At 72.2% G+C, this 22,495-nt stretch carries 17 protein-coding genes and 3 pseudogenes; 13 read left to right on the top strand and 7 right to left on the bottom strand.

All coding sequences use genetic code 11. From position 1 onward, the window contains the following. Positions 1-95: 95 nt before the first annotated feature. From CP981_RS17000 to CP981_RS16990, 3 genes and pseudogenes are all read left to right on the top strand, one after another. Positions 96-1,285: pseudogene (locus CP981_RS17000) on the top strand (acyl-CoA dehydrogenase family protein). Then, complete coding sequence (locus tag CP981_RS16995; protein WP_085928563.1) at positions 1,285-2,385, top strand: Zn-dependent alcohol dehydrogenase; 1,101 nt, start codon at positions 1,285-1,287, stop codon at positions 2,383-2,385. Before CP981_RS17000 ends, CP981_RS16995 begins: the two are co-directional and overlap by 1 nt. A gap of 57 nt (positions 2,386-2,442) precedes the next feature. Further along, a complete protein-coding gene (locus CP981_RS16990) occupies positions 2,443-3,768 on the top strand; it encodes an MFS transporter (protein ID WP_085928572.1) in 1,326 nt (441 codons plus the stop codon). An 88-nt stretch (positions 3,769-3,856) separates the two neighbouring features. On the opposite strand, the gene CP981_RS16985 is transcribed toward CP981_RS16990, so the two are convergent. Then, positions 3,857-4,492 carry a flavin reductase family protein gene (locus CP981_RS16985; protein ID WP_244329683.1) on the bottom strand — a complete coding sequence of 212 codons (636 nt, stop codon included), beginning with the start codon at positions 4,490-4,492 and terminating at the stop codon, positions 3,857-3,859. Between the two features lie 195 nt (positions 4,493-4,687). On the opposite strand from CP981_RS16985, the gene CP981_RS16980 reads away from it, so the two are divergent. Then, the gene (locus tag CP981_RS16980; protein ID WP_085928565.1) at positions 4,688-5,272 is read left to right on the top strand and encodes an RNA polymerase sigma factor; all 585 of its coding nucleotides are present in this window, start codon (positions 4,688-4,690) and stop codon (positions 5,270-5,272) included. Positions 5,273-5,280: 8 nt separating this feature from the next. Then, complete coding sequence (locus CP981_RS16975; RefSeq protein WP_249030750.1) at positions 5,281-5,934, top strand: hypothetical protein; 654 nt, start codon at positions 5,281-5,283, stop codon at positions 5,932-5,934. 21 nt (positions 5,935-5,955) lie between these two features. On the opposite strand, the gene CP981_RS16970 is transcribed toward CP981_RS16975, so the two are convergent. Then, a complete protein-coding gene (locus CP981_RS16970; RefSeq protein WP_244329682.1) occupies positions 5,956-6,852 on the bottom strand; it encodes an enoyl-CoA hydratase/isomerase family protein in 897 nt (298 codons plus the stop codon). A 112-nt stretch (positions 6,853-6,964) separates the two neighbouring features. After that, the gene (locus CP981_RS16960) at positions 6,965-9,220 is read right to left on the bottom strand and encodes an acetate--CoA ligase family protein (protein ID WP_085928567.1); all 2,256 of its coding nucleotides are present in this window, start codon (positions 9,218-9,220) and stop codon (positions 6,965-6,967) included. 418 nt (positions 9,221-9,638) lie between these two features. Between CP981_RS16960 and CP981_RS16955 the strand changes: the two genes are divergently transcribed. Both CP981_RS16955 and CP981_RS16950 read left to right on the top strand, forming a co-directional pair. Beyond that, positions 9,639-10,076, top strand: coding sequence for a Zn-ribbon domain-containing OB-fold protein (locus CP981_RS16955; protein WP_244329681.1), 438 nt, complete (start codon positions 9,639-9,641; stop codon positions 10,074-10,076). Positions 10,077-10,230: 154 nt separating this feature from the next. Further along, complete coding sequence (locus CP981_RS16950; RefSeq protein ID WP_085928575.1) at positions 10,231-10,719, top strand: GNAT family N-acetyltransferase; 489 nt, start codon at positions 10,231-10,233, stop codon at positions 10,717-10,719. 69 nt (positions 10,720-10,788) lie between these two features. Here CP981_RS16950 and CP981_RS16945 read toward each other — a convergent pair whose 3' ends face one another. Together CP981_RS16945 and CP981_RS16940 are read right to left on the bottom strand one after the other, a co-directional pair. Continuing rightward, positions 10,789-11,523: a pyridoxine/pyridoxamine 5'-phosphate oxidase gene (locus CP981_RS16945; RefSeq protein ID WP_085928576.1), complete on the bottom strand. Its 735-nt coding sequence runs from the start codon at positions 11,521-11,523 to the stop codon at positions 10,789-10,791. 324 nt (positions 11,524-11,847) lie between these two features. Next, positions 11,848-12,885, bottom strand: a pseudogene (locus CP981_RS16940) (FAD-dependent monooxygenase); the annotation flags it as partial. A 247-nt stretch (positions 12,886-13,132) separates the two neighbouring features. Here CP981_RS16940 and CP981_RS16935 point away from each other — a divergent pair. Next, positions 13,133-13,906, top strand: coding sequence for a VOC family protein (locus CP981_RS16935; RefSeq protein ID WP_085928568.1), 774 nt, complete (start codon positions 13,133-13,135; stop codon positions 13,904-13,906). Positions 13,907-13,924: 18 nt separating this feature from the next. On the opposite strand, the gene CP981_RS16930 is transcribed toward CP981_RS16935, so the two are convergent. Next, positions 13,925-15,109: a thiolase C-terminal domain-containing protein gene (locus CP981_RS16930; protein WP_085928569.1), complete on the bottom strand. Its 1,185-nt coding sequence runs from the start codon at positions 15,107-15,109 to the stop codon at positions 13,925-13,927. A 440-nt stretch (positions 15,110-15,549) separates the two neighbouring features. On the opposite strand from CP981_RS16930, the gene CP981_RS16925 reads away from it, so the two are divergent. The 5 genes and pseudogenes from CP981_RS16925 to CP981_RS16905 all read left to right on the top strand — a co-directional run bounded on the left by CP981_RS16925 (position 15,550) and on the right by CP981_RS16905 (position 20,735). Beyond that, positions 15,550-17,112, top strand: coding sequence for an IPT/TIG domain-containing protein (locus CP981_RS16925; RefSeq protein WP_244329680.1), 1,563 nt, complete (start codon positions 15,550-15,552; stop codon positions 17,110-17,112). A 201-nt stretch (positions 17,113-17,313) separates the two neighbouring features. Beyond that, the gene (locus CP981_RS16920) at positions 17,314-17,817 is read left to right on the top strand and encodes an allene oxide cyclase barrel-like domain-containing protein (protein ID WP_085928571.1); all 504 of its coding nucleotides are present in this window, start codon (positions 17,314-17,316) and stop codon (positions 17,815-17,817) included. A 153-nt stretch (positions 17,818-17,970) separates the two neighbouring features. After that, positions 17,971-18,800: pseudogene (locus CP981_RS16915) on the top strand (IS5 family transposase). A gap of 121 nt (positions 18,801-18,921) precedes the next feature. After that, on the top strand, positions 18,922-20,265 hold the full coding sequence (locus CP981_RS16910) for an acyl-CoA dehydrogenase family protein (protein WP_085928734.1): 1,344 nt from the start codon (positions 18,922-18,924) through the stop codon (positions 20,263-20,265). Continuing rightward, complete coding sequence (locus CP981_RS16905; RefSeq protein WP_085928733.1) at positions 20,265-20,735, top strand: nitroreductase family deazaflavin-dependent oxidoreductase; 471 nt, start codon at positions 20,265-20,267, stop codon at positions 20,733-20,735. Before CP981_RS16910 ends, CP981_RS16905 begins: the two co-directional genes overlap by 1 nt. A 211-nt stretch (positions 20,736-20,946) precedes the next feature. Here the strand turns inward: CP981_RS16905 and CP981_RS16900 are convergent, their stop codons facing one another. Continuing rightward, positions 20,947-21,594 carry a TetR family transcriptional regulator gene (locus CP981_RS16900; protein ID WP_042156052.1) on the bottom strand — a complete coding sequence of 216 codons (648 nt, stop codon included), beginning with the start codon at positions 21,592-21,594 and terminating at the stop codon, positions 20,947-20,949. Positions 21,595-22,495 lie beyond the last annotated feature (901 nt).

Raw genomic sequence — 22,495 nt, 5'->3', positions numbered from 1 at the left:
GGCCCGTCCCCTCCCGTTGGGGGAGTGAGTGCAGGTGGGTGGGGGTGGGCGTCGGTGTCGGTGGGCGTCGGTGTGGGTGAGGGTGGGAGGGGCTTGTGGACTTTGGGTTCGGGGGTGCGGATGAGGAATTCCGGGTGGAGGCTCGGGAGTGGCTGACGGGCCATCTCGTGGGGGATTACGCCGCGTTGGCGGGGGCGGGGGGCCCGGGAGTGAGCATGAGGGGGCCCTTGTGCGGCGGGAGTGGGAGCGGGAGTTGGGGAGTGGGGGGTGGATCGGGCTCGGGTGGGAGTGTGCGGAGGGGGCGTACGGGAACCGGGTGGGGAGTCTGACGCAGCAGGTCGTGTGGGCCGAGGAGTATGCGCGGGTCCGGGCGCCGGGGCGGGTGGGGCACATCGGTGAGAATCTGCTGGCGCCGACGCTGATCGCGGCGGGGGACGAGGCGCAGCGGCGGCGGTTTCTGCCGGCCATCGCCCGGGGGGAGGAGCTGTGGTGTCAGGGCTACAGCGAGCCGGAGGCGGGGTCGGATCTGGCGGGGCTGCGGACGGTGGCGGTCCGGGACGGTGGCGGCTATCGGGTCAGTGGGCAGAAGATCTGGACGTCGCTGGCCGGGGAGGCCGACTGGTGCTTCGTGCTGGCCCGGACCGATCCGGGGGAGCGTCGGCACCGGGGGCTGTCGTTCCTGCTGGTGCCGATGGATCAGCCGGGGCGGATCGAGGTGCGGCCGATCCGGCAGATGTCGGGGACGGCGGAGTTCAACGAGGTGTTCTTCGACGGGGCGCGGGCTCCGCATGTGGTGGGCGGGGAGGGCGCGGGCTGGCGGGTGGCGATGGGGCTGCTGGCGCGGGAGCGGGGGGTTTCCACGCTGGTGCAGCAGATCGGGTTCGCCGCGGAGCTGGCCGCCGTGGTCGCCGCCGCGGTCCGTGGCGGGGCGGTGCGGGATCCGGTGCTGCGGGAGCAACTCGTACGGCAGTGGGCCGAGTTGCGGGTCATGCGGTGGAACGCGTTGCGGACCCTGGGCGCCGCCGGGGACGCGGGGGCGCCGAGTGTGGCGAAGCTGCTGTGGGGCGGCTGGCATCAGCGGCTCGGGGAGCTGGCGATGCGGGTGCGGGGGGCCGCGGCGGCGCTCGGGCCCGTCGACTGGAGTGCCCGGGCGCCGTACGAACTGGACGCGCTCCAGCGGTTGTTCCTGTTCACCCGGGCCGACACCCTCTACGGCGGTTCGGATGAGATCCAGCGCAACATCATCGCCGAGCGTGTGCTCGGCCTGCCCAGACTGGAGCGGTGATGAGAGGCGTCATATTCGACGGCGAGCAGCCCCGGGTCGTGGACGATCTGACCGTGCGGGACCCGGGGCCGGGTGAGGTGCTGGTCGGGATCCGGGCCGCGGGGCTGTGCCACAGCGATCTGTCGGTGATCGACGGGACCATTCCGTTCCCGGTGCCGGTGGTGCTGGGGCACGAGGGCGCGGGGGTGGTCGAGGCGGTCGGCGCGGGCGTCGGCCATGTGGTGCCCGGCGATCATGTCGCGCTGTCGACGCTGGCCAACTGCGGGGCGTGCGCGGAGTGCGACCGGGGGCGGCCGACGATGTGCCGGAAGGCGATCGGGATGCCGCAGAAGCCGTTCCGGCGGGGCGAACGCGAGCTGTTCAGCTTCGCGTCGAACTCGGCGTTCGCGGAGCGTACGGTCGTCAAGGCGGTGCAGGCCGTCAAGATCGCCGAGGATATTCCGCTGACCTCGGCCGCGCTGATCGGGTGCGGGGTGCTGACCGGCGTCGGGGCGGTGCTCAACCGGGCGAAGGTGGACCGCGGGGACTCCGTCGTGGTGATCGGGGCCGGCGGGATCGGCCTCAATGTGCTCCAGGGGGCCCGGATCGCCGGGGCGTCGGTGATCGTGGCGGTGGACGCCAACCCTGCGAAGGAGGCGGTGGCCCGGCAGTTCGGGGCGACGCACTTCATCGACGCGTCGGCGGTGGCCGACAGCGTCAAGGCGGTGAAGGAGATCCTGCCGACCGGCGCCGACCACGCCTTCGAGTGCGTGGGCAGCACCCGGCTGATCCGGCAGGCCATCGATCTGCTGGACCGGCACGGCCAGGCGGTGCTGCTCGGGGTGCCGCCGGCCACCGCGGAGGCGTCGTTCCTGGTGTCGTCGATGTACCTGGACAAGTCGATCCTGGGCTGCCGTTACGGGTCGGCGCGGCCCCAGCGGGACATCGCGCTGTACGCCCGGCTGTACCGCGAAGGGCGGCTGCTGCTGGACGAGTTGGTGACCCGGACGTATCCGGTGGAGGACTTCGCGCGGGCGGCGGACGACGCCCATCACGGGCGGGTGGCCCGGGGGGTGCTGACGTTCGGGCCGGACCCCGGGGCGACCCTGGCCCGATCCTGATGAACCCTGGCCTTCCGGCCACTCGTTCCGCCCGGGGTGACGGGCGAAGCTGCTCCGGTGACCCAGACACCTGAACTGCCCCTGCGCGAGGCGGCCCCCGAGCCTGCCCCCGTGCCCGGTCGGCGGCGCCCGCACCGGGCCTGGTCCGTCGCCGCCGTCACCTTCCTCACCCTCATCGGCGCGGCAGGTTTCGCCTCCCTTCCTGGCCTGCTCATCGAGCCGCTGCACGCCGAGTTCCACTGGTCACGCGGCACCATCGGCTTCGCGGTGTCGGTGAACCTCGCGCTCTACGGGCTGACGGCGCCGTTCGCCGCGGCGCTGATGGACCGGTTCGGCATCCGGCGGGTGGTGGCGGTCGCCCTGACGGTGATCGCGGTCGGTGCCGGGCTGACCGTCTTCATGACGACGAGCCTGCAACTCGTCCTGTACTGGGGTGTGCTGGTGGGGCTGGGCAGCGGCTCGATGGCGCTGGCCTTCGCGGCGACGGTCACCGGCCGCTGGTTCACCGCCCGGCGCGGGCTGGTCACCGGCATCCTCACCGCGGCCGGCGCCTCCGGACAGCTGATCTTCCTTCCGGCCCTCTCCTGGATCGTCGAGCGGTACGACTGGCGGCCGGCCGCGGTGACCGTCGCGCTCGCCGCGCTCGCCGTCGTCCCGCTGGTGTGGCTGCTGCTGCGCGACCACCCGGCGGATGTGGGCGTCGCGCCGTACGGGGCGGCGGAGTTCGTCCCCAAGCCGCCGCCGCAGCGGGGCGCGGCCCGGCGTGCTCTGCGCGCCCTGGTCTCGGCAGCCCGTACGGGTCCGTTCTGGCTGCTGGCGGGCACCTTCGCGATCTGCGGTGCCACGACGAACGGCCTGGTCAAGACGCACTTCGTACCCGCGGCGCACGACCATGGCATGCCGATGACGGCGGCCGCCTCACTGCTCGCGGTGATCGGCATCTTCGATATCGCCGGAACCATCGCGTCCGGCTGGTTCACCGACCGCTTCCACACCCGCCGGCTGCTGGCCACCTACTACGGACTGCGCGGCCTGTCGCTGATGTTCCTGCCGCTGCTGCTGTCCGACACCGTCCACCCGCCGATGGTCTTCTTCATCGTCTTCTACGGTCTTGACTGGGTGGCGACCGTCCCGCCGACCCTCGCCCTGTGCCGTGAGCACTACGGGGACGACGCCGCGATCGTCTTCGGCTGGGTGCTGGCCGCCCACCAGGTGGGCGCCGCGCTGATCGCCTTCCTGGGCGGCCTGGCGCGCGATGCGTTCGGCACGTACAACCCGGTCTGGTACGCGTCGGGCGCACTGTGCGCCGTCGCGGCGCTGATGGCCCTGGTCATCCGGCAGGGGCGGGCGGGCGCCGCGGACGGGCGGGTGGCCGCCGGGTAGGGCGCGGGTCGTGGCGGGGTGCGTGCTCGCCGTTCCGGCCCGGCGGGGGGCTGAAAGTGGCGTGCGGGCTGCCTCAGTTGGCAGGCATTTACGGACGGAAGTGGCCGAAGGTCCCCCGGTGAAAGAGGAGCGGGCCGTTCTCGGCGGCGGCCGGGTCGGTGCCGAGCGCCTCGACCCGGCCGACCACGATGAGGTGGTCGCCGCCGGTGTGGACGGCCTGGACCGTGCAGTCGATCCAGGCGGGGACGTCCGCCAGCCGCGGCGAACCGGTCACCGGCGCGGTCCCGTAGGGGACACCCGCGAACTTGTCGCCCCCGCTGACCGCGAACCCGCGGCAGAGACCGCCCTGCCCGGCGCCGAGCACATTGACGCAGAAGACCCCGGCGCGGGCGATCCGCGGCCAGGTGGCCGACGTACGCGCCACCATGAAGGTGACCAGCGGCGGGTCGAGGGAGAGCGAGGCGAAGGACTGGCAGGCGAACCCGGCCGGGCCCGGCTCCCCCGGGGCCGTGATGATCGTGACGCCGCTGGCGAAGTGCCCCAGAACGGAGCGGAATTCCGCCGGGTCCAGAGGCGCGCGCTCGTCCTCGCGTACGGCGCGTAGCGCGGGCCGTGGTGGCGCGGTGGCGGGGGACGGCGCGGCCGCCGTGGTGGGCGCGCCGACGGAGCGTAGGTACCGCACGACCGTGGCCGCCATTCCCGCATGTCCCATCATGTCTCCCATTGAATCTGATGGAGCGTCAGATGTGAAGGCGTGCGGAGCGGGCGCCACCCGCAGGTGTGGTTTCCCGTGCTTCCGGGATGATCTGCGGTGGAATCGGGGGAGATTGGGGGCTGGGTTCCTGATTGCGTGTCGTTCGCGCGGGTAGCGTCCACTGCGGCCGCGTCCGTAGCCGAGCACGGGGGAGAGTTCCGGTACATGGCCGATGCGAGAGCGCCGTCAGCTTCGTCTGCCGCGTCACCCACCTTCGACGAGGTCTTCTGCGGGCTGCTGCCCCGGCTGTACCGAAGGGCGGTGATGCTGGCCGGATCGCGACAGTCCGCGGAGGACGTGGTGCACGAGGCCTACCTCAAACTCGCGGCCCGCCCCCAGCGCTTCCTGGCCCATCCCGAGCCCTACGCCTATGCCTTCACCGCCGTCCTCAACGTCGCCCGCGACGCCTACCGCAAGGACCGGCGCCAGGTGCTGGTCGACGGCTTGGAGGGCGTCGAGGAGGCCGGTGCGGGCGGCGGCGCCGGGGGAGCGCCTGGTGGGGCGCCGGGCGGCTGGGACGGCGGGGTGGAGCGGCGGCAGTCCGAGATCGAAGCGGTGCGCCTGCTGGGGAAGTTGTCGCACCGGCAGGCCGGCATCGTCATCCTCGTCGACCTCGACGGTTACACCATCGACCAGGCCGCCAAGATCATGAAGGTGCATCGTGGCACCGCCGCCCGCCATCGCGCCCGTGCGCTGGACAGGCTGCGCGCCTACCTCGTTGAATCGGAGCACGGGCAGGCCGGGAGGTGAGCGGCACGGTGGACGTGGGGCCACGGTACGACGGCGGTGCGGGCGCGGCGGGCGGTGACGGCCCGGGCTACGGCGGGGGCCGGGGCGACGGCGGCGGGGACGATGCCGAGGCGCTGCTGCGCGCCCGACTCCGGCTCGCGGACGAGCAGATCGAGACACCGCCCGGCCTGTGGGACCGCATCCGGGAGCCGGGTACCGCGCGGGCACCGGCCGTGGTGCCGCTGCCCCGGAGGCGGCCGCGGATGGTCGTGCTCGTGGTGGCGGCGGCGGTGGCCGCGGTGGCACTGGGGGTGTGGTGGCTGGTGCGCCCCGGGCCCGTCTCCGTCCAGCCGGCGGGGCCGACCCCGACGGTGAAGATCACGGTCTACAACAGCGAACAGGCCTGCCGCACGGGCCGTTCCCTGGAGTGCGCGCTGCGGCTGGCCAACGATCCGCGCGCCGAGTACGCCGCACGCGGCAACTCCGCGGGCCGGGTCTGGCACGGCGATGCGCTGGCCGCACGCTGTGTGGTGACGGACGGCCGGATGGTCCGCGACGAAGCGGGCGTCACCTCCACCCGCTGGTATCTGGTCACCAGCGGGCAGGGGGCGCGGGGCTGGCTGCCGGGGGTGCGGACGCGGAACACCCGTGAGGTGCCGGAGTGCCCGGCGGAGGTGAGGTAGGCCCACGGGGGCTCCGGGAGGTCAGCGGCCCCGGAACGTCGGGCGGCGGCGCGCCACGAAGGAGGCGACGCCCTCCTGTGCGTCCGCCGTCGTCATATTGATCTCCTGGGCGGTGGCCTCGGCAGCGAAGGCGGTGCTCCGGTCCGCGTCGAGCGAGGCGTTGACCAGCTGTTTGGTCAGGGCCAGGGCGCGGGTCGGGCCGGCCGCCAGCCGCTCGGCCCACTCCCGGGCCGTCTTCGTCAGCTCCCCGTCCGGCACCACCCGGTTGACCAGACCCAGCCGTTCCGCTTCGGCGGCCGACAGGGCGTCCCCGAAGAACAGCAGCTCCTTGGCGCGCTGCGGACCGATCAGCCGCGGCAGGAGGTAGGCGCCGCCGCCGTCCGGTACCAGGCCGCGGCGGACGAACACCTCGATGAACCGGGCCGATTCGGCGGCCAGCACCAGATCGCAGGCGAGCGCGAGATGGGCGCCGAGCCCGGCCGCGGTGCCGTTGACGGCGGCGATGACCGGCTTCTCGCAGTCCAGCACCGCCGTGATGAGCCGCTGGGCGCCGCCCCGGATCATCCGGGCGACATCACCGGCGACCCGCTCGCCGGCCGGCGGCGCGCCGCGCAGATCGGCACCGGCACAGAAGCCCTTACCGGTCGCAGTGAGCACGACGGCCCGGATACCGGGGTCGGCCGAGGCGTCGGCGAGCCGGCCGATGAGGCGTTCGCGCTGGTCCCAGGTGACGGCGTTCATCGCGTCGGGCCGGTTCAGGGTCAGCCACGAGACGCCGTTGTCAGTGGCGTGCAGTACCAATGAATCGACGGTATCGACGGTATCGACGGTATCGACGGGGTCCGCGCGGGCGGCCGGCTCGTCGGGATCGTCGGGCGCGGCGGGGGGAACGGAACCGGGGGACGGTGAGGGTGTCATGGGGGAGCGGCTCCAGGGGGTGCGGTCGGGGTGGGCACGGCGGCCGGCGGTCCGGTGGACGGCAGCCTGGGTGCGGGCCGTGATGTGGGTGTGGTCGCGGGTGCGGGGGTGGTCAAGGGCAGACGGCGAGTGCGTCGAGGGCCACGGCGCCCTGGCCGCGCGGCAGCACCACCAGCGGATTGATGTCCAGCTCGGCCAGGTCGTCGCCGAGTTCGAGCGCCATCCGCTGCACTCTCAGGACGGTCTCGACCAGCGCGTCGAGGTCCGCGGGCGGCGCTCCGCGCACACCGTCCAGGAGGGCCCGGCCGCGGAGTTCGTCGAGCATCGCGCGTGCCTGGTCCTCCCCGAAGGGCGGTACGCCCACCACGACGTCCCGCAGCACCTCCACCAGCACCCCGCCGAGGCCGACGGTCACGGTCGGCCCGAAGAGGCTGTCCCGGGTGACGCCGACGACCATCTCGACGCCCCGCTCGATCATCTGGCAGACCAGCACCCCGTCCAGCGGCACGTCCTCGTAGCGCGCGATGTCGGTGAGCTCGCGATAGGCGTCCCGGACCTGGCTGGCCGAGGTCAGCTGGACCTTGACCAGGCCGAGTTCGGTCTTGTGCGCGAGTTGCGGCCCGGAGGCCTTCATGACCACGGGATAGCCGACCAGGCTCGCGGCCCGTACGGCCGCCGCCGCGCTGGTCACCAGCTGTTCACGCGGGACCCGGATGCCGTAGGCGCGCAGCAGCTGCTTCGCCGCGTGCTCGCTGAGCTGCTGGCCCGGACGCATCAGGGCCTGCGCCTTGCGCGCGGACGGGGACAGCACGCGCGGGGCGTCGTCGAAGGGCGAGCGGTAGCCGTCGACGAAGCGGTGGTGGTCGAGGTAGGCGCGGACGGCGGTGATGCAGTTGGCGAAGGTGCGGAAGGTCGCCACCCGCGAGGAGCCGAGGAGAGTGCGGCGGTAGGCGTCCTCCGTACCGACCGGCGAGCCCCACACCACACACACCAGCTTGTCCGTCTGCTCCGCCGCGTCCACCAGATCCTGCGCGAGCTTGTCGCTCATCGGCGGGAAGGGGCCGGTGATCGGGCAGATCAGTACGCCGATGGCGGGGTCGGCCAGGATCGCGTCGAGGATCTTGCGGCCGCGCCAGTCGCCGACCGGGTGCCCGCCGTTGTCGACGGGGTTGGCGACGTGCAGGTACTCCGGTATCCACTGGTGCAGTTCGGCCTGCTTGGCGGGGCCGAGGGTGGGCAGCCGCAGACCGGCCGCGGTCGCCAGGTCGGAGAAGTGGGCGCCGGTGCCACCGGAGATCGAATAGACGGCGACGCCCTCGGCGGTGGGCTTCCTGGCGCGGGCCAGCAGCGCCGCGGTGTCCTGAAGCTCGTCGAGCCCGTCGACCCGGATCACCCCGAACTGCCGCATCGCGGCGTCCACGACCTCGTCCGCGCCGGTGAGCTTGCCGGTGTGCGAGGCGGCCGTGCGGGCGCCGGTCTCGGTGCGGCCGACCTTGACGGCGACGACGGGCACCTTGTTGCGGGCGGCCCGGTCGGCGGCCAGCAGAAAACTGCGGCCGTCCTTGAGCCCTTCCACATACGCCGCGATGGCCCCGACCTCGGGGCGGGTGGCGAAGTAGGAGAGGAAGTCGGCGGTCTCCAGATCGGCCTCGTTGCCGGTGGGCGCCCAGTGCGAAAGGCGGATGCCCAGCTCCTGGAGGCTGAAGACGGGACGGCCCTGGTGGCCTGACTGGGTGATCAGGGCGATGGCCGGCCCGTCCAGGTCCGTACGGAACCTCTCGAAGGCGTTGAGGTTGGTGTTCGGGCCGAGCAGCCGCAGCCCGGAGCGGGCGACGGCCTCGGCCAGCCGCTCCTGGGCGGCCGCACCGCGCTCACCGGTCTCCGCGAACCCCGAGGCGAAGGCCACCGCGAACTTCACCTTGGCCTCGGCGAGTTGCTCGATGACCGGCAGCGGGTCGCCGACCAGGAGGACCGCCAGGTCGACGGGTTCCGGCAGATCGGCGACGGAGGCATGGCAGGGCTGCCCGAAGACCTGGGCGCGTCCCGGGTTGACGGGGTGCAGCCGGGCGCCGACCCGTTCCGCCCAGGCGATCAGCTGACGGGTGATGCCGGTATTGGGACGGCCCTCGCTGTCCGAGGCGCCGATCACCGCCACGGACTCGGGCCGGAAGAACCGGTCCAGGTCGGGCACCGGAGCGTGCAGCGGCCGGCCGCTGACATCCCGGTCGACGGGGCAGGCGCCCTGGCCCCCGCCGCCGCGATGCGGTTCACTCATGCCGTGGACGGTGTGTGGTGGTTGCTCCCCACAGGCCACGACGCGGGCCGGCCGGGAGTGAGTGGTGAGGGTGCCGTGAGTCGATCCAAGCATCGCAGACGCCCGCTCCTGTGTGACGGCTCTCCATAACTGACGCATAGTCAGATTACTTGAACTGACGCTCTGTCAGGAATGGGGTTGCAGGGGAAAGCTTGTGTGGTCCCCGGTCCCCGGTCCCCGGTCCCCGGTCCCCGGTCCCCGGTCCCCGGTCGCCGCTCCAGGGGCCGGGGGATCGCGCCGGTCCCCTTGCGCGCCCGGCTCGCTTCGGTTGAACTGACGTACCGTCAGGACTGGTGGTCGCCGCCCTGTGCGCGATGGGCGGGCGGGCTTGGTCGTTCGACGAGGTGCTGGGGGTGTTCCGGTGAGGGCCAGGGCTGATACGGAGACGCGGAGTACGCAGACGCGGCGTGCGGAGGCTCGGGGCGCGGCACATGGCGCGGCACGGAGCGTCGCGCGGTTCGATCTGCCGGAGGTGGATGACTTCACCCGGCCGTACTGGGACGCTGCGGCCGAGGGGCGGCTGCTGCTGCGCCGCTGCCGGGCCGAGGGCTGCGGCGCGGCCCACCACTACCCGCGCGAATTCTGTCCGTATTGCTGGAGCGAGGACGTCGGCTGGGAGCCGGCCACCGGCCGCGCCACCCTCTATACCTGGTCGGTCGTGCACCGTAACGATCTCCCGCCGTTCGGCGACCGGGTCCCGTACGTCGCGGCCGTGGTCGATCTCGCCGAAGGCCCCCGGATGATGACCGAGATCACCGACTGCCCGGAGCCGGAGCTGCGGATCGGGATGCCGCTCGTGGTGCACTTCCGGGGAGTGGGGGAGGGCGGCGGCGAAGGCATCGGCGGGGCCGAGGGCAAGGGCGGGGCCGAGGCTGCCGCGATGGCCGTCCCCGTCTTCCGCCCGGCGTGAACCCGCGCCCCCGGGCCCCGGCCCCGCCCACGGCGCCCGGCCCCACCCCGGAGCCCCGGCCCGGTCCACAGCGCCTCGTCCCCGCTCACAGCGCCCCACCCCGCCCCCGCGTATTCCGGTGGCGCCCCCGCCGGGCCCGAGGCATGCTGTGGCCGTGCAGATCCGTGAGGCGACCGCGGCCGACTGGCCCGCCATCTGGCCCTTCTTCCACGCCATCGTGGCGGCCGGGGAGACCTATACCTATCCGCGGGACATGGACGAGGCGACGGCCCGCGAGAGCTGGCTGCTGACGCCGCCCGGCCGCACGGTCGTCGCCGTCGACGACTCCGGCACGGTCCTCGGTACGGCCAAGATGAACCCCAACCACATGGGCGGCGCCTCGCACATCGCCAGTGCCAGCTTCATGGTCGACCCGCAGTGCGGCGGCCGCGGTGTCGGCCGGGCCCTGGGCGAGCACGTCCTGGCCTGGGCCCGCGCCGAGGGCTACCGGGCGATGCAGTTCAACGCCGTGGTGGAGACCAACACCGGCGCCGTCGCGCTCTGGAAGTCGCTGGGCTTCCAGATCATGACGACCCTCCCCGAGGGCTTCCGGCACCCCACCAAGGGCTATGTGGGGCTGCACATCATGTACCAGCAGCTGTGAGGACGGGCCGGTGCCACCCGCGCCGGCCGCGCCTCACGGCCGGAGCAGACCCTGCTCACGCTTCACGCCTCACGGCCAGAGCAGATCCTGCCTCCAGCGCCCGTTCTCGTAGCGGTAGTTGAGCCGTACGTGCCGGCGCTGCGCATCGCCCTGGAAGAACTCGACTTCCTCCGGGCGCAGCACATACAGCGTCCAGCTCGGCACCGGCGCCGCCGGCTCGCTCCGGGCGCGCTCCCACGCCGCCTCCGAGGCGCGCGCCAGCTCCTCGACGGAGCCGAGCACCTCGCTCTGCCGGCCGACCAGCGCCGCGGCCAGCGCGCCCGTGGAGCGGTGGTGCAGATCGGCCGCGCTCTCCTCGGGGCCCGCCACGGTCACCGGCCCGCTGACCCGCACCTGGCGGCCGACCGCCGGCCAGTAGAAGCCGAGCGCCGCCCGCGGCCGCACGGCCAGTTCACGGCCTTTGCGGCTGCCGCGGTGCGAGGCGAAGTGCCAGCCGCGCTCATCGGCGTCATGCAGCATCAGGGTTCGCACGGAGGGGTTGCCGGCCTCGTCCGCCGTGGCGAGCGTCATGGTGTGCGGCTCGGGGACACCGGCCTCGGCGGCCTCCCGCAGCCACTGCCGGAACAGGGGGAGCGGCTCGGCCGGGGCCGTCGCCGGGTCGAACGACGGCAGTGCGACATCCCAGACCCGCAGCCCGTGCAGCAGCTCGCGGAACGCCTGGGCGTCCGCGTCGTCGGCGTGCTGCGCCGGGGCGCCGGCGGGGCGGGCGTCCGGAGAGTCCTGGTGCGCGCGGTGATCGCTCATGTCAGGCAGCGTACGTCGGGCCTCCGGCGGCCGGAGCACGCCCGGCGGTCGGAGCGTGCCTGCCGGCCGCGACCGGTGCCGGAGGGTGATCGCGTTGGCGCCCCGCTGCACCTCCTCGGCGATCTTCTTCGCGACCAGGTTCTTCCACGGCATGTACGGCAGGATCCGCATCATCAGATGCCGGAACCGGATCTGCCGCCGGGTGTCCGCCGTCATGTCCTTGGCGAACTTCTCGGCCAGCGCATGATTGACCGCGACGTAGCCGCGCATCTCCTTCTCGTAGCGGTCGAACGCCTCCTCCGGCCCGCGGCCGGCCACCGCGAGCTCCCCCGCCAGCACATACGCGCCGACCAGCGCCATCCCCGTGCCCTGTCCCGAGGCCGGCGAGGCGCAGTGGGCGGCGTCGCCGAGCAGCACCACCCGGCCGCGCGACCAGCGGTCCATCTCGATCAACTGGAGCCCGTCGAAGTAGAAGTCGTCCGCCGCACGGGCCGCTTCGAGCAGCCGCGGGATCTGCGTCCAGCCTTCGGACGGGCGGACGCCGACGCCCTTGAACGCGGCGTCGAGCAGCGCCAGTTGCCGGTCGGGCTGCCGGTGGTCGTAGGCCAGCCGCGGCGAGCGGAAGGTGAGCAGACCCTTGGCCGCCGGGTCCCCGGCCGAGCTGTAGACGCAGCTCAGCCTGCCGGGTACCGCGTGGTACAACTCCTCGCGGTCCAGGCCGAGGTCGTTCGGCAGCGAGAACGCGGAGATATACGCCCCGAGGTGCCGTACGAACTGCTCCTCCGGGCCGAAGGCCAGCCGCCGGACGTTCGAGTGCACCCCGTCCGCGCCGACGACGAGGTCGAAGCGGCGCGGCGCACCCCGCTCGAAGGTGACCTCGACGCCGCCGGTGCCGTCAGAGCCGTGGCCGTGGCCGTGTTCGTGCTCGTCCGCCCGCTCGGTGAGGGACGTGATCGAGTCGCCGAAGACGTACTCGACGTCCGCCCGGGTGCGTTCGAAGAGGATGCGCGCCAGGTCGCCCCGCATGATCTCGTCGTCCCGGCCGACCCGGGCGCCGAAGATGGCGGCGGGGAGGGTGGCGATCCGCTTGCCGTCGTCGTTCACATACGCGCCGGTCCGCATGTCCGTACTGGCGCGCTGGATGTCCGCCAGAATTCCCATCCGTTCGGCGACCTCGACCGCCGCACCCCGGATGTCGACCTTGTAGCCACCGGTCCGGAGCTCGGGGGCGCGCTCGACGACAGTCACCGCGAAGCCGTAGCGGTGCAGCCAGTGGGCGAGCGCCGGACCGGCGATGCTCGCGCCGGAAATCAGCACGGTCCGGGGGCTGGTGCGGGAGGACGGCGAAACGGTGCCGGACATGGCGGGGTTCCCTTCGGGGTCGTGGTGCTCCTGCATGCACTGCGCCACGCGGCGGCGGCGCTCGGTCGTGGTGCATTCGCTGACCGGTACCGCGACTATACGAGCGTCTTAAACGCTTGTCTATGACGCTTGTTCAAGTGGTTCGAGGGGCGGCCGGGTCTCCGGCGGCTCTAGGACGTGACCTGTCCTAGATGCTCGCTACCGTCGATACGTACGTCCGGGCAAGGGCACTGCGAAGGAGCAGACGTTGAGCGAGATCAGCATCAATCAGCCGCTCGGTACGCCGACGTGGATCGATCTCGGGGTTCCGGACCTCGACCGGGCGAAGGAGTTCTACCGCGCGCTGTTCGGCTGGGAGTACGAGGAGCGGTCGGCGGCGACCGGCCCGTTCATCCTGTGTCTGCTGCGCGGCCGGCGGGTGGCGGCGCTGCGGCCGGTCTCCGCCGCGGACATCGAGGGCGAGTCCTGGTGGCTGCCGTATCTCGCCACGGACGACTGCGACGCCGTGGCGAAGCAGATCGCCGAGTGCGGCGGGACGGTGCTGCTGCCGCCCTCGGACGTGGCGGGGTCGGCCCGTACGGCCGTCGTCGCGGACCCCGTCGGCGCCCGCTTCGGCCTCTGGCAGGGACAGCCGCTGCCGGGCTGTGAGCTGGTCAACGAGCCCAACACCCTGGTCCGCAACGACCTCGCGTCCCCGGACCCCGGGCCCGCCCGCCGGTTCTACGCCGCCGTCTTCGGCTTCACGCTCGACGGCAACGACGATCTCCCCGGCTTCGACTTCACCTTCCTGCGCCGGCCCGACGGGCATGAGGTCGGCGGAGTCTTCGGCGATCCGGCGGCGCGGGCGTCCCGCTGGCAGACCGTGTTCGAGGTGGCGGACACCGATGACGTGGCGGCCCGCGCCCTAGCCGCCGGCGGAACGGCCGGCACCCCCGAGGACGCCCCCTACGGGCGCATCGCCGCGCTCACCGACCCCTTCGGAACGTCCTTCAGCGTCATCACCCGCCCGCCCGCCGGCTGATCCGGGCCCCGAGGCCCGTCACCCCCGCCCCAACACCACCGTCCCCGACGAACAGAACCAGCCGCCCGTGCCGGAGGCGACCGCGAGCTGGGGCAGCCGGCCGCCGGGTTTGTGGACCTGGCGGTCCGGGCCGGCCTCGCCGCGGAGCTGGCGTACCGCCTCGACCAGCAGGAACAGCCCGCGCATCCCGGGGTGGCAGGCAGCCAGCCCGCCGCCGTCGGTGTTGACCGGCAACGCCCCGTCCCGCAGCAGCCGCCCCTCCCCGACGAACGCCCCGCCCTCACCCTTGGCACAGAAGCCCAGGTCCTCCAGCGTCACCAGGGTCATATAGGTGAAGGCGTCATAGAGCTCGGCGAGGTCGATCTCGGCGGGGCGGACCCCGGCGCGGTCGAAGGCCAGCCGGCCGGAGACCGCCGCGGGGGAGACGGTGAAGTCGTCCCACTCCGACATGGCGGTGTGGGACACCGCGGTGCCCGAACCGAGCACCCATACCGGGGGTTTGGCCAGGTCGGGGACGTAGTCCTCGGCGACGAGCAGGACCGCGCAGCCGCCGTCGGAGCGGATGCAGCAGTGCAGTTTGGTGAACGGGTCGGCGATCACCGGCCCGTCCAGCACGTCGTCGACGGTGATCGGGTCGCGGTACAGGGCGTCCGGATTGGCCGCCGCGTTGGCGCGCGCCTGGACCGCGACCTGGGCCAACTGCTCCAGGGTGGTGCCGTATTGGTGCATATGGCGGCGGGCGGCCATGGCGTATTTGGCGATCAGGGTGTGCCCGTAGGGGACCTCGAACTGGAGCGGTCCACGGGCGCCGAAGGACAGGTTCGCGGTGCGCCGCCCGGCCTTGATGTCGGCGCGGGCGGTGGAGCCGTAGACCAGGAGTACGGCGTTGGCGTGGCCGGCGGCGATCGCGTCGGCGGCGTGCGCGGCGAGCACTTCCCAGGTGGCGCCGCCGACCGAGGTCGAGTCGACCCAGGTGGGGCGCAGTCCCAGGTATTCGGCGACCTCGACGGGCGCGAGGGTGCCCAGACCGGCCGAGGCGAAGCCGTCGATCACCGCCCGGTCCAGCCCGCTGTCGGCGAGTGCCCGGCGGGCGGCCTGGGCGTGCAGGGCGTACGGGGTGACCCGGTCCACGCGTCCGCAGTCGGACAGCGCGACTCCGGCGACGGCGACCTTGCGATTCCCGTAAGTGGTCCCTGAGGTCATGAATCTGACGGTACATCAGATCTGGTGGGGCGGGCAGGGCGCGGAGTGCGCCGCCACCGGCCGGCCGCCGTGCCCGGTGGCCGGAAGGTGACTGCTGCCCGGCGCGGACGCCGTCCGGGGAAGCCAACGTAAAGCGATTATCGGAGAATCGGAGATATGCGGCGGCCTTTAAAAGGCTTCCGGAGAACGGTATTCTCACATCGCTTTGTGCAATTCACCGGCCGCTTCCGGCCGGTTGACTGCTCGCTGTTTGCCCATGCGGTGAAGCAGACATTTCCGTGTGCGGGACAAAGATCGTTCCGCCTGCCTCAGGGAGTGTCATGTTCGCCTTTACACCACACATTCCGGCGCCGGCGCAGGCGCGGGCTTCCGGATTACGGGCCGAATTCGTGGCAGGGGCCGTTATCCCGGTGGGCACGCTGCCCCAGGGAATTACCCTTTTGCCGGATGGAACCCGTGCCTATGTCGGCAACCGGGGCTCGAACACGGTCAGTGTGATCGACACCGCCACCGACACCGTCACGGCCACCATCCCCACGGGGGCCGGGCCCGTATACGTGGCCCTTGGCCCCGACGGCACCCGCGGATATGTGACCGTCGCGGACGCCGGTGTTGTGAGCGTGCTCGACACCGCCACGAACACCCTCGTCGCGGACATCCCCGTAGGGGCGGGACCGGTGATGGCGGCGGTCACCCCGGACGGCACCCGGGTCTATGTGACACAGCAGGCCGACACCACGGTGAGCGTGATCGACACGGCCGCCAACACCGTCACGACCACGATCCCGGTCGGGGTCGGGGGGTCCGGCGTGGTCATCACGCCGGACGGGACCCGCGCCTACGTGGCGTGCTTCTCGGCCGGCGTCCGCGTGATCGATACCGCCACCAACACCGTCACGACGACGATCACGACCGGCGATGTCCCCATCCTGCTGGCGCTCAGCCCTGACGGGACCCGTCTCTATGTCACCAATGTCGGCAGCGCCACGGTGAGTGTGGTCGACACCGCCACCAACACCGTCATCGACGACGTCGGCGTCAGCGCTCAGGCGCGGTTTCCGGCGGTGAGCCCGGACGGCGCCCATGTGCTGGTGGGGAACTCGCTCCCGGACACGGTGAGTGTGATCGACACCGCCACCCTCACCGTCGTCGAGAACATCGGCGTGGGGGCCGGCCCCACCGGCCTCGTGTTCTCCCCCGACGGGACGCGCGCCTATGTGGTCAACTCCGAGGCCAACACCGTCGGCGTCCTCGCGACGACCGTGCTCCCTGACCAGGGGTCGACGGCGGGCGGTGGCACCGTGACGGTGACCGGTCACCATCTGGCCAACGCCACCGCCGTGCGCTTCGGTACCGCGCAGGCCGGTATCACCGCCAATACGGATACCTCGCTGACCGTCACCGAGCCCGCCGGCTCGGGTGCGGTCCCCGTGACGGTCACCACCGCGGGGGGCACCGGCATCCTCGGTACCTTCTACTACGTGCCGCCGCCCGCCCTCACCGGCATCAGCCCCGCCTCGGGGCCGGTCGCCGGCAGCGACCAGGAGATCGTCATCACCGGCCGCAACCTGGCCGGAGCGATCGATGTGTACTTCGGCACCAGCCGCGCCGTGATCCAGAGCGCCTCCGACACCCAGCTCACCGTGCGGGCCTCCGGTGCCCCGGCGCCCGGCGGCGTCGCCGTCACCGTGACCACCGCCGGCGGCAGCGCCGGGGGGCTGACCTACACCTACGTCAGTTCCTCCACCGTCACCGACGTCAGCCCCAATACGGGCCCGACGTCCGGCGGCACGATCGTGACGATCACCGGCACCGGTCTCGCCTACACCGAGCAGGTCACCTTCAACGGCACGCCGGCGCCCTTCGGGGTCGTCTCCGACACCACCGTCACCGCCACGTCCCCGCCCAGCGGCGCCGCCGGCACCGTCAGCGTCGTGCTCACCGGCCCCGCCGGCGACATGCCCAGCGGCTCGTTCACCTACGTCGCCGATCCCGAGATCTGACACCGGACATGCCGGACGGCCGGCCGGGCGGACCCGGCCGGCGCGGCACCGGCACACCGAGTTTCCGGCCGACCGGAAGCCCGGCCGACGGGCCGGGCGGACGGCGCGGGGCCATGCCGTCCACGCGCGAGCGGCCGGGAAGGAGAGCACCTCACGGCATCGCGTCCGAGCAATTCCCTTTCAGTCCCAGAGGAGAAAACTGTGCGTCCCTTCAAGCAGATCGTGCTGAGCGCGGCCACCGGAGTGTCGGCCCTCCTTTTCTGCGCACCCGCCGCAGCCGCGGCAAGCGGTGCCGGCGCCGATTCCTTCCCCCCGAGAGAGGAAATCTTCCAGCTGGTCGCCAAGCAGACCCAGGGCACGTTCGTCGATGTGGACGGGTCGTCCGGGCCCAGCCAGGGCGACGAATTCGTCATCACCGGCAATCTCTTCCGCGGCGTCGTCCCGGTCGGCACCTACAGCCAGATCTGCACGTTGACCCGGACCGCGCCGAACGACGAGTTCGACCTCCAGTGCGCGGCAGATCTCGCGCTTCCCCTGGGGCAGATCACCGTGCAGGGCCGGTTCACCGTCACGTCCGCCGGCCCCGGCGACATCGACCTCGCGATCACCGGCGGCACCGGGCGCTACCGCACGGCGCACGGCCACATCCACGGCGACAACGTCAGTGACACGGAAACGAACCTCACCGTCCATCTCATCCGCTGACCGGCGGGGTGCGAGGCGAGCCGGGTCGCGGTGACGTGACCCGGCTCCGTCCTGCGCTCCGCTGCCCGGAAGCCATGGCGTCCTGGCGCTCATTGCGAACCCGGCCTAGGGGGTGTCTTCAAATGATCTCGGGTGGTGGATCATGGTGGGGTGATACGTCGCCATGAACTGTCGGATGCCGAGTGGGAGTTCGTCCGGCCTCTGCTGCCTGAATCGTTGCGGGGGCGGAAGCGGTTGGATGACCGCACGGTGCTCAACGGGATCGTGTGGAAGTTCCGGACCGGCACGGCCTGGCGGGATGTGCCTGAGCGGTACGGCCCGTGGGCCACGCTGCACACCCGCTTCCGTCGCTGGGCCCTGGACGGCACCTTCGAGCGGATGCTGCAGGCCGCCCAGGCGAGGGCGGACGAGGCGGGGGACATCGACTGGCTCGTGTCGGTCGATTCCACCGTCGTCCGTGCCCACCAGCACGCCGCCGGGGCCCGAAAAGGGGGCTCCAAAGCCCCGGACTCGGACGCTCCCGGGGCGGTCTGACCAGCAAGATTCACCTCGCCTGCGACGCCACCGGCCGTCCGCTCGCCTTCCTCGTCACGGGCGGGAACACCAACGACTGCACCCAATTCACCGCCGTGATGGACGCGATTCGGGTGCCCCGAACCGGCCCCGGACGGCCACGGGTCCGGCCCGCCCACGTGCTGGGCGACAAGGGCTACAGCTCCAAGGCCATCCGGACCTGGCTGCGGCGACGAGGCATCGGCCACACCATCCCCGAACGAGCCGACCAGATCCGCAACCGCCTCCGGCGCGGCAGCCACGGCGGACGCCCGCCAACCTTCGACAAGCAGCTCTACAAACAGCGCAACGTGGTCGAACGCTGCTTCAACCGCCTCAAGCAGTGGCGCGGCATCGCCACCCGCTACGACAAGACCACCGAGTCCTACCAAGCCGCCGTCACCCTCGCCTCGCTCCTGATGTGGGCGTGATATTTGAAGACACCCCCTAGGAAAGTGCACCCCCCGTCCCTACTATGACGGCCCGTCAGATCGGAAGCGGGGGCCCGTCGGACCGGACGGGCGTTGTCGCACGGCCGGGAGGAGCCCGCCGATGGATGCCGCGTTCACCGAGGAGCAGCACGAAATCCGCCGTACGCTGCGCGAACTGCTGCTCAAGCGCTGTGGTCCGGACGAGGTCAAGGCGGCGGTACGCACCCCACCGGGGTACGACACCCAGCTGTGGCAGCAGCTCGCCGGCCGGCTCGGGCTGCCCGGTCTGGCGCTGCCCACGGCGTACGGAGGGGTGGGCTGCGGGCCCACCGAACTCGCCCTGGCCTGCGAGGAAACCGGCCGCGTCGTCCTTCCCTCACCACTGGTCGCGACCGCCGCGCTGGCCGCCCCGCTCCTCCTCGCGCTGGGCAGCGAGCGCCAGCGCACCACCCTGCTCCCGGCCCTCGCCGCCGGGGAGCTGACCGCGACGCTGGCCGTCCCGGGCGGACAGCTCGCCACCGCACTGGCGCTGACCGGGCCGAACGACGGCGACTGGGCGGGTGGCGGCCGGGCCGGCGGCATCCAGGCGAGGAGAGTGCCGGCGGAGGGCGCGGCGGCCCCTTCGCGGAACGGCGGGCAGGCGGCGGGCGGCGGCTGGCGGCTGTACGGCGAGGCCGGCCAGGTGCTCAACGGGCACACCGCGGACGTGCTGGTGGTGGCCGCGCACACCGGCGGGTTCGCGCAGAGCCGCACCCTGCTCTTCCTCGTACGGGCGGCGGACGCGGGCGCGGCCCGGCCCGGCGCGGAGCCCGGTGTGACCGGTCTGCTGCGGACCCGGCAGACCGCGCTGGACGAGACCCGGCCGCAGGCCCGCCTCGAACTGCGCGACGTTACCGCCGAGTTGCTGGGCGAGGGGGACGGCGACGCGGCGGCGGTGGCCCGGGCGCTCGCCGCGACGGGGGTGGTGGCGGCCGCGGCGCTGGCCGCCGAGGCGGTGGGCGCGGCCGATACGGCGCTGGCCCGTACGGTCGCCCATGTCCAGCAGCGGGTGCAGTTCGGCCGGCCCATCGGCTCCTTCCAGGCGGTGCAGCACCGGCTCGCCGATCTGTATGTGGCGCTCCAGGCGGCCCGCTCGGCGGCGTACTACGCGGCCTGGTCGGCGGGCGGCGGACCCGAGGGTGACGCGTCCGAGCCCGGGGTGGGGGCGCTGGCGCTCGCCCAGGCGCTGGAGGCCCTGCGGGCGGTGGCGGCCGAGGCGGTCCAGCTGCACGGCGGTATCGGCTTCACCTGGGAGCACGAGGCGCATCTGTACTTCAAGCGCGCGGCCTGCGACGAACTGCTGCTGGGGCCCGTGCACCGGCTGCGGGTGCGGGCCGCCGAGGAGGCGGGGCTGTTCCCGGACGGGGCGGGCGAGCCGGGAGGTGCGCCCCTCGCGGGCCGGGCGCCGGAGGCGGTGGAGGTCTGATGCGCCCGGGTGAGCGGTTGCTCATGAAGGTCTCCGCGACCCGTGCGTTCGCCCGGACCGCGCCGTACGTCATCCCCGCGCTGGACCGTGCGGTACACCGGCTGACCCGTGGAAAGGTGCTGCTCAGCGCCCGGATGCTGCCCGGAGTGGTGCTGACCGCGACCGGGGCCAGGAGCGGGCGGCCCCGGCGGACCCCGCTGGCGTGCGTACCGGAGGACGACGGCAGCTGGCTGCTGGTCGGCAGCAATTTCGGGCGGCCGGGGCATCCGGCCTGGACCGGGAATCTGCTCAAGAATCCGGAGGCCGAGGTGAGTTGGCGGGGCCGCGACATACCGGTGCGGGCCCGGCTGCTGTCCGGTGAGGAGCGGGCGCGGGCCTGGCGGGCGGCGCTGGCGCTCTGGCCTCCGTACGCGGCGTATCAGGCGCGGGTGACGCGGGAGATCCGGCTGTTCCGGCTGGAGCGGCGTTGACCGGACCGGTGCGCAACGCCGGCCGGTGGGCCGGCAACGCGCAGCGGGCGCCGTGCCGGACCCCGGAGGGTCGCGCGGCGCCCGCTGCGTGTGGTGTACAGCTATGGCAGGACGGACACAGGACCGATGGCGAACCGTCCCGGGAGCCCCGGGACTTCGAGGTGCGGCAGCTTCTCCGGCCGCTTCCCCGACTGCTATCGCGGTGGCTTCGTTATTTGGTCGGCTTTTTTCCGGTGACACCGAGGTGCACCAGCAGCGCCAGATTCGGCTTGAGCTCGGCCTGCTTGACGCCCCAGCTCTGGAAGCCCTTCTGGTGCGCGGCGACCGCCGCCAGCATGGCGACCATCGAGCCGGCAATGGCGGCCGGGCTCACGTCCTTGTCGACCTTGTTCTTGCTCTGGAGGTCCTTGATGGAGTCCGTAAGGGAGTTGGTGACGGCATTGAGGATCTTCATGCGGATCTTGTAGAAACGCTTGTCGCCCTCGGCCGCGCCCAGGTCGACGACGCGCAGAATCGCGTCGTGCTTGCGCCAGAAGGAGAGAAAGCCCTCGACCAGATCTTCCGCGGCCTGCCAGGCGGATTTGCCCACCCAGGAGCGTCCGGCGACAAGATCGGTCAGAGTGGCGCCTTCTTTGGCCATCTCCTCGGCGATTTCGAGGACGGCGCCCTCGACGTCCGGGAAGTACTGATAGAACGTTGCGGGTGAAGTCCCCGCTTTTCGGGCTACATCGATGACCTTGACGTCCCGATAGGGGGACGAACTGAGCATTTCACTGAGGCAGTCGAGAAGCTTTTGCCGCGTCGCCTGTCCGCGGCGGCCGGCAACTCTGCCGTCGACGGTTCGAACTTGTCCTGTCATGCCGTCAGCTTACCGAGGGGTGATCGGAGCGCGATTTGGCTGCCTGCAAATGGGGATGGGGGAGTTAAGGGTGCATGGCCCCGGGGAGTGCCCTGGTGGCGGGCCCGGACGTGGTCACGGCTTATATGGCGCCGCTTGGTCCGAACCAGTGAACGGTGTTATCAACAGCCTGTGGACAACTTTGGTGGATAAGCGGTCACCGTCCGTGCGACAAGTGCACGCCGACGACCGCCGGTTGGGCTTCACGGCCTGCCCTCCGCCGCCCCCGCCACCCTCCCCTCCTGTCACCGGACTCGATTTCCCGTTCGATTCCCCGTCGGGCGGACCGTGCGAACCGGCGCTAGCTTGGGCATATCGCCGCCGCGGCAGCGGCCGCTGTCCGCTGCCCGCATATCAATCAAGGCGCCACGCCCGGCGCGCTGGCACCGAAATGACCTTCGAACGCGCAGAATTGGGGCCGGGGGTCGCGAGTGACGACGGGGAGGGCAGGGCCGGTGGGGGATGGGTGCGTGCGGTCGGTGGTACGGCATGGTTCCGGCCACCGCGGCCACCGGATGCTCCGGGGACTCAACCGATTTCCTCATGTGCGCGTCAAACGGAATGGTGAACGTCCAGATAGTCGGCGGTGCCCCGCGCAGGGGACCCGGAACCGATCGGTAACCCTGTGGTCAATCGCCCGTCGGCGGACGTATCGGAGCACGTCAGGCGGGGTGGGGTGACATCGGGTAACGGGCCCGGTGCGGGCTACGGGAGGTATGCCGTGACACGACGGACAGGCCCCGGGTTCGCAACCGTCGGCTCGGCCAGGAAGAATCAGCACGCGTACGGCCGTTTCGGCCAGGCGGTGAGACGCTGCACGGGGCAGTGGCTCTCGGCGGCTCGTGGCTAGTGAGAGTCTCTT

Origin of the sequence: Streptomyces platensis, assembly GCF_008704855.1 — a bacterium.
Classification (GTDB): domain Bacteria; phylum Actinomycetota; class Actinomycetes; order Streptomycetales; family Streptomycetaceae; genus Streptomyces; species Streptomyces platensis.
The sequence above is the reverse complement of the archived record's forward strand: the minus strand, read 5'-3'. Positions and strand labels throughout refer to the sequence as shown.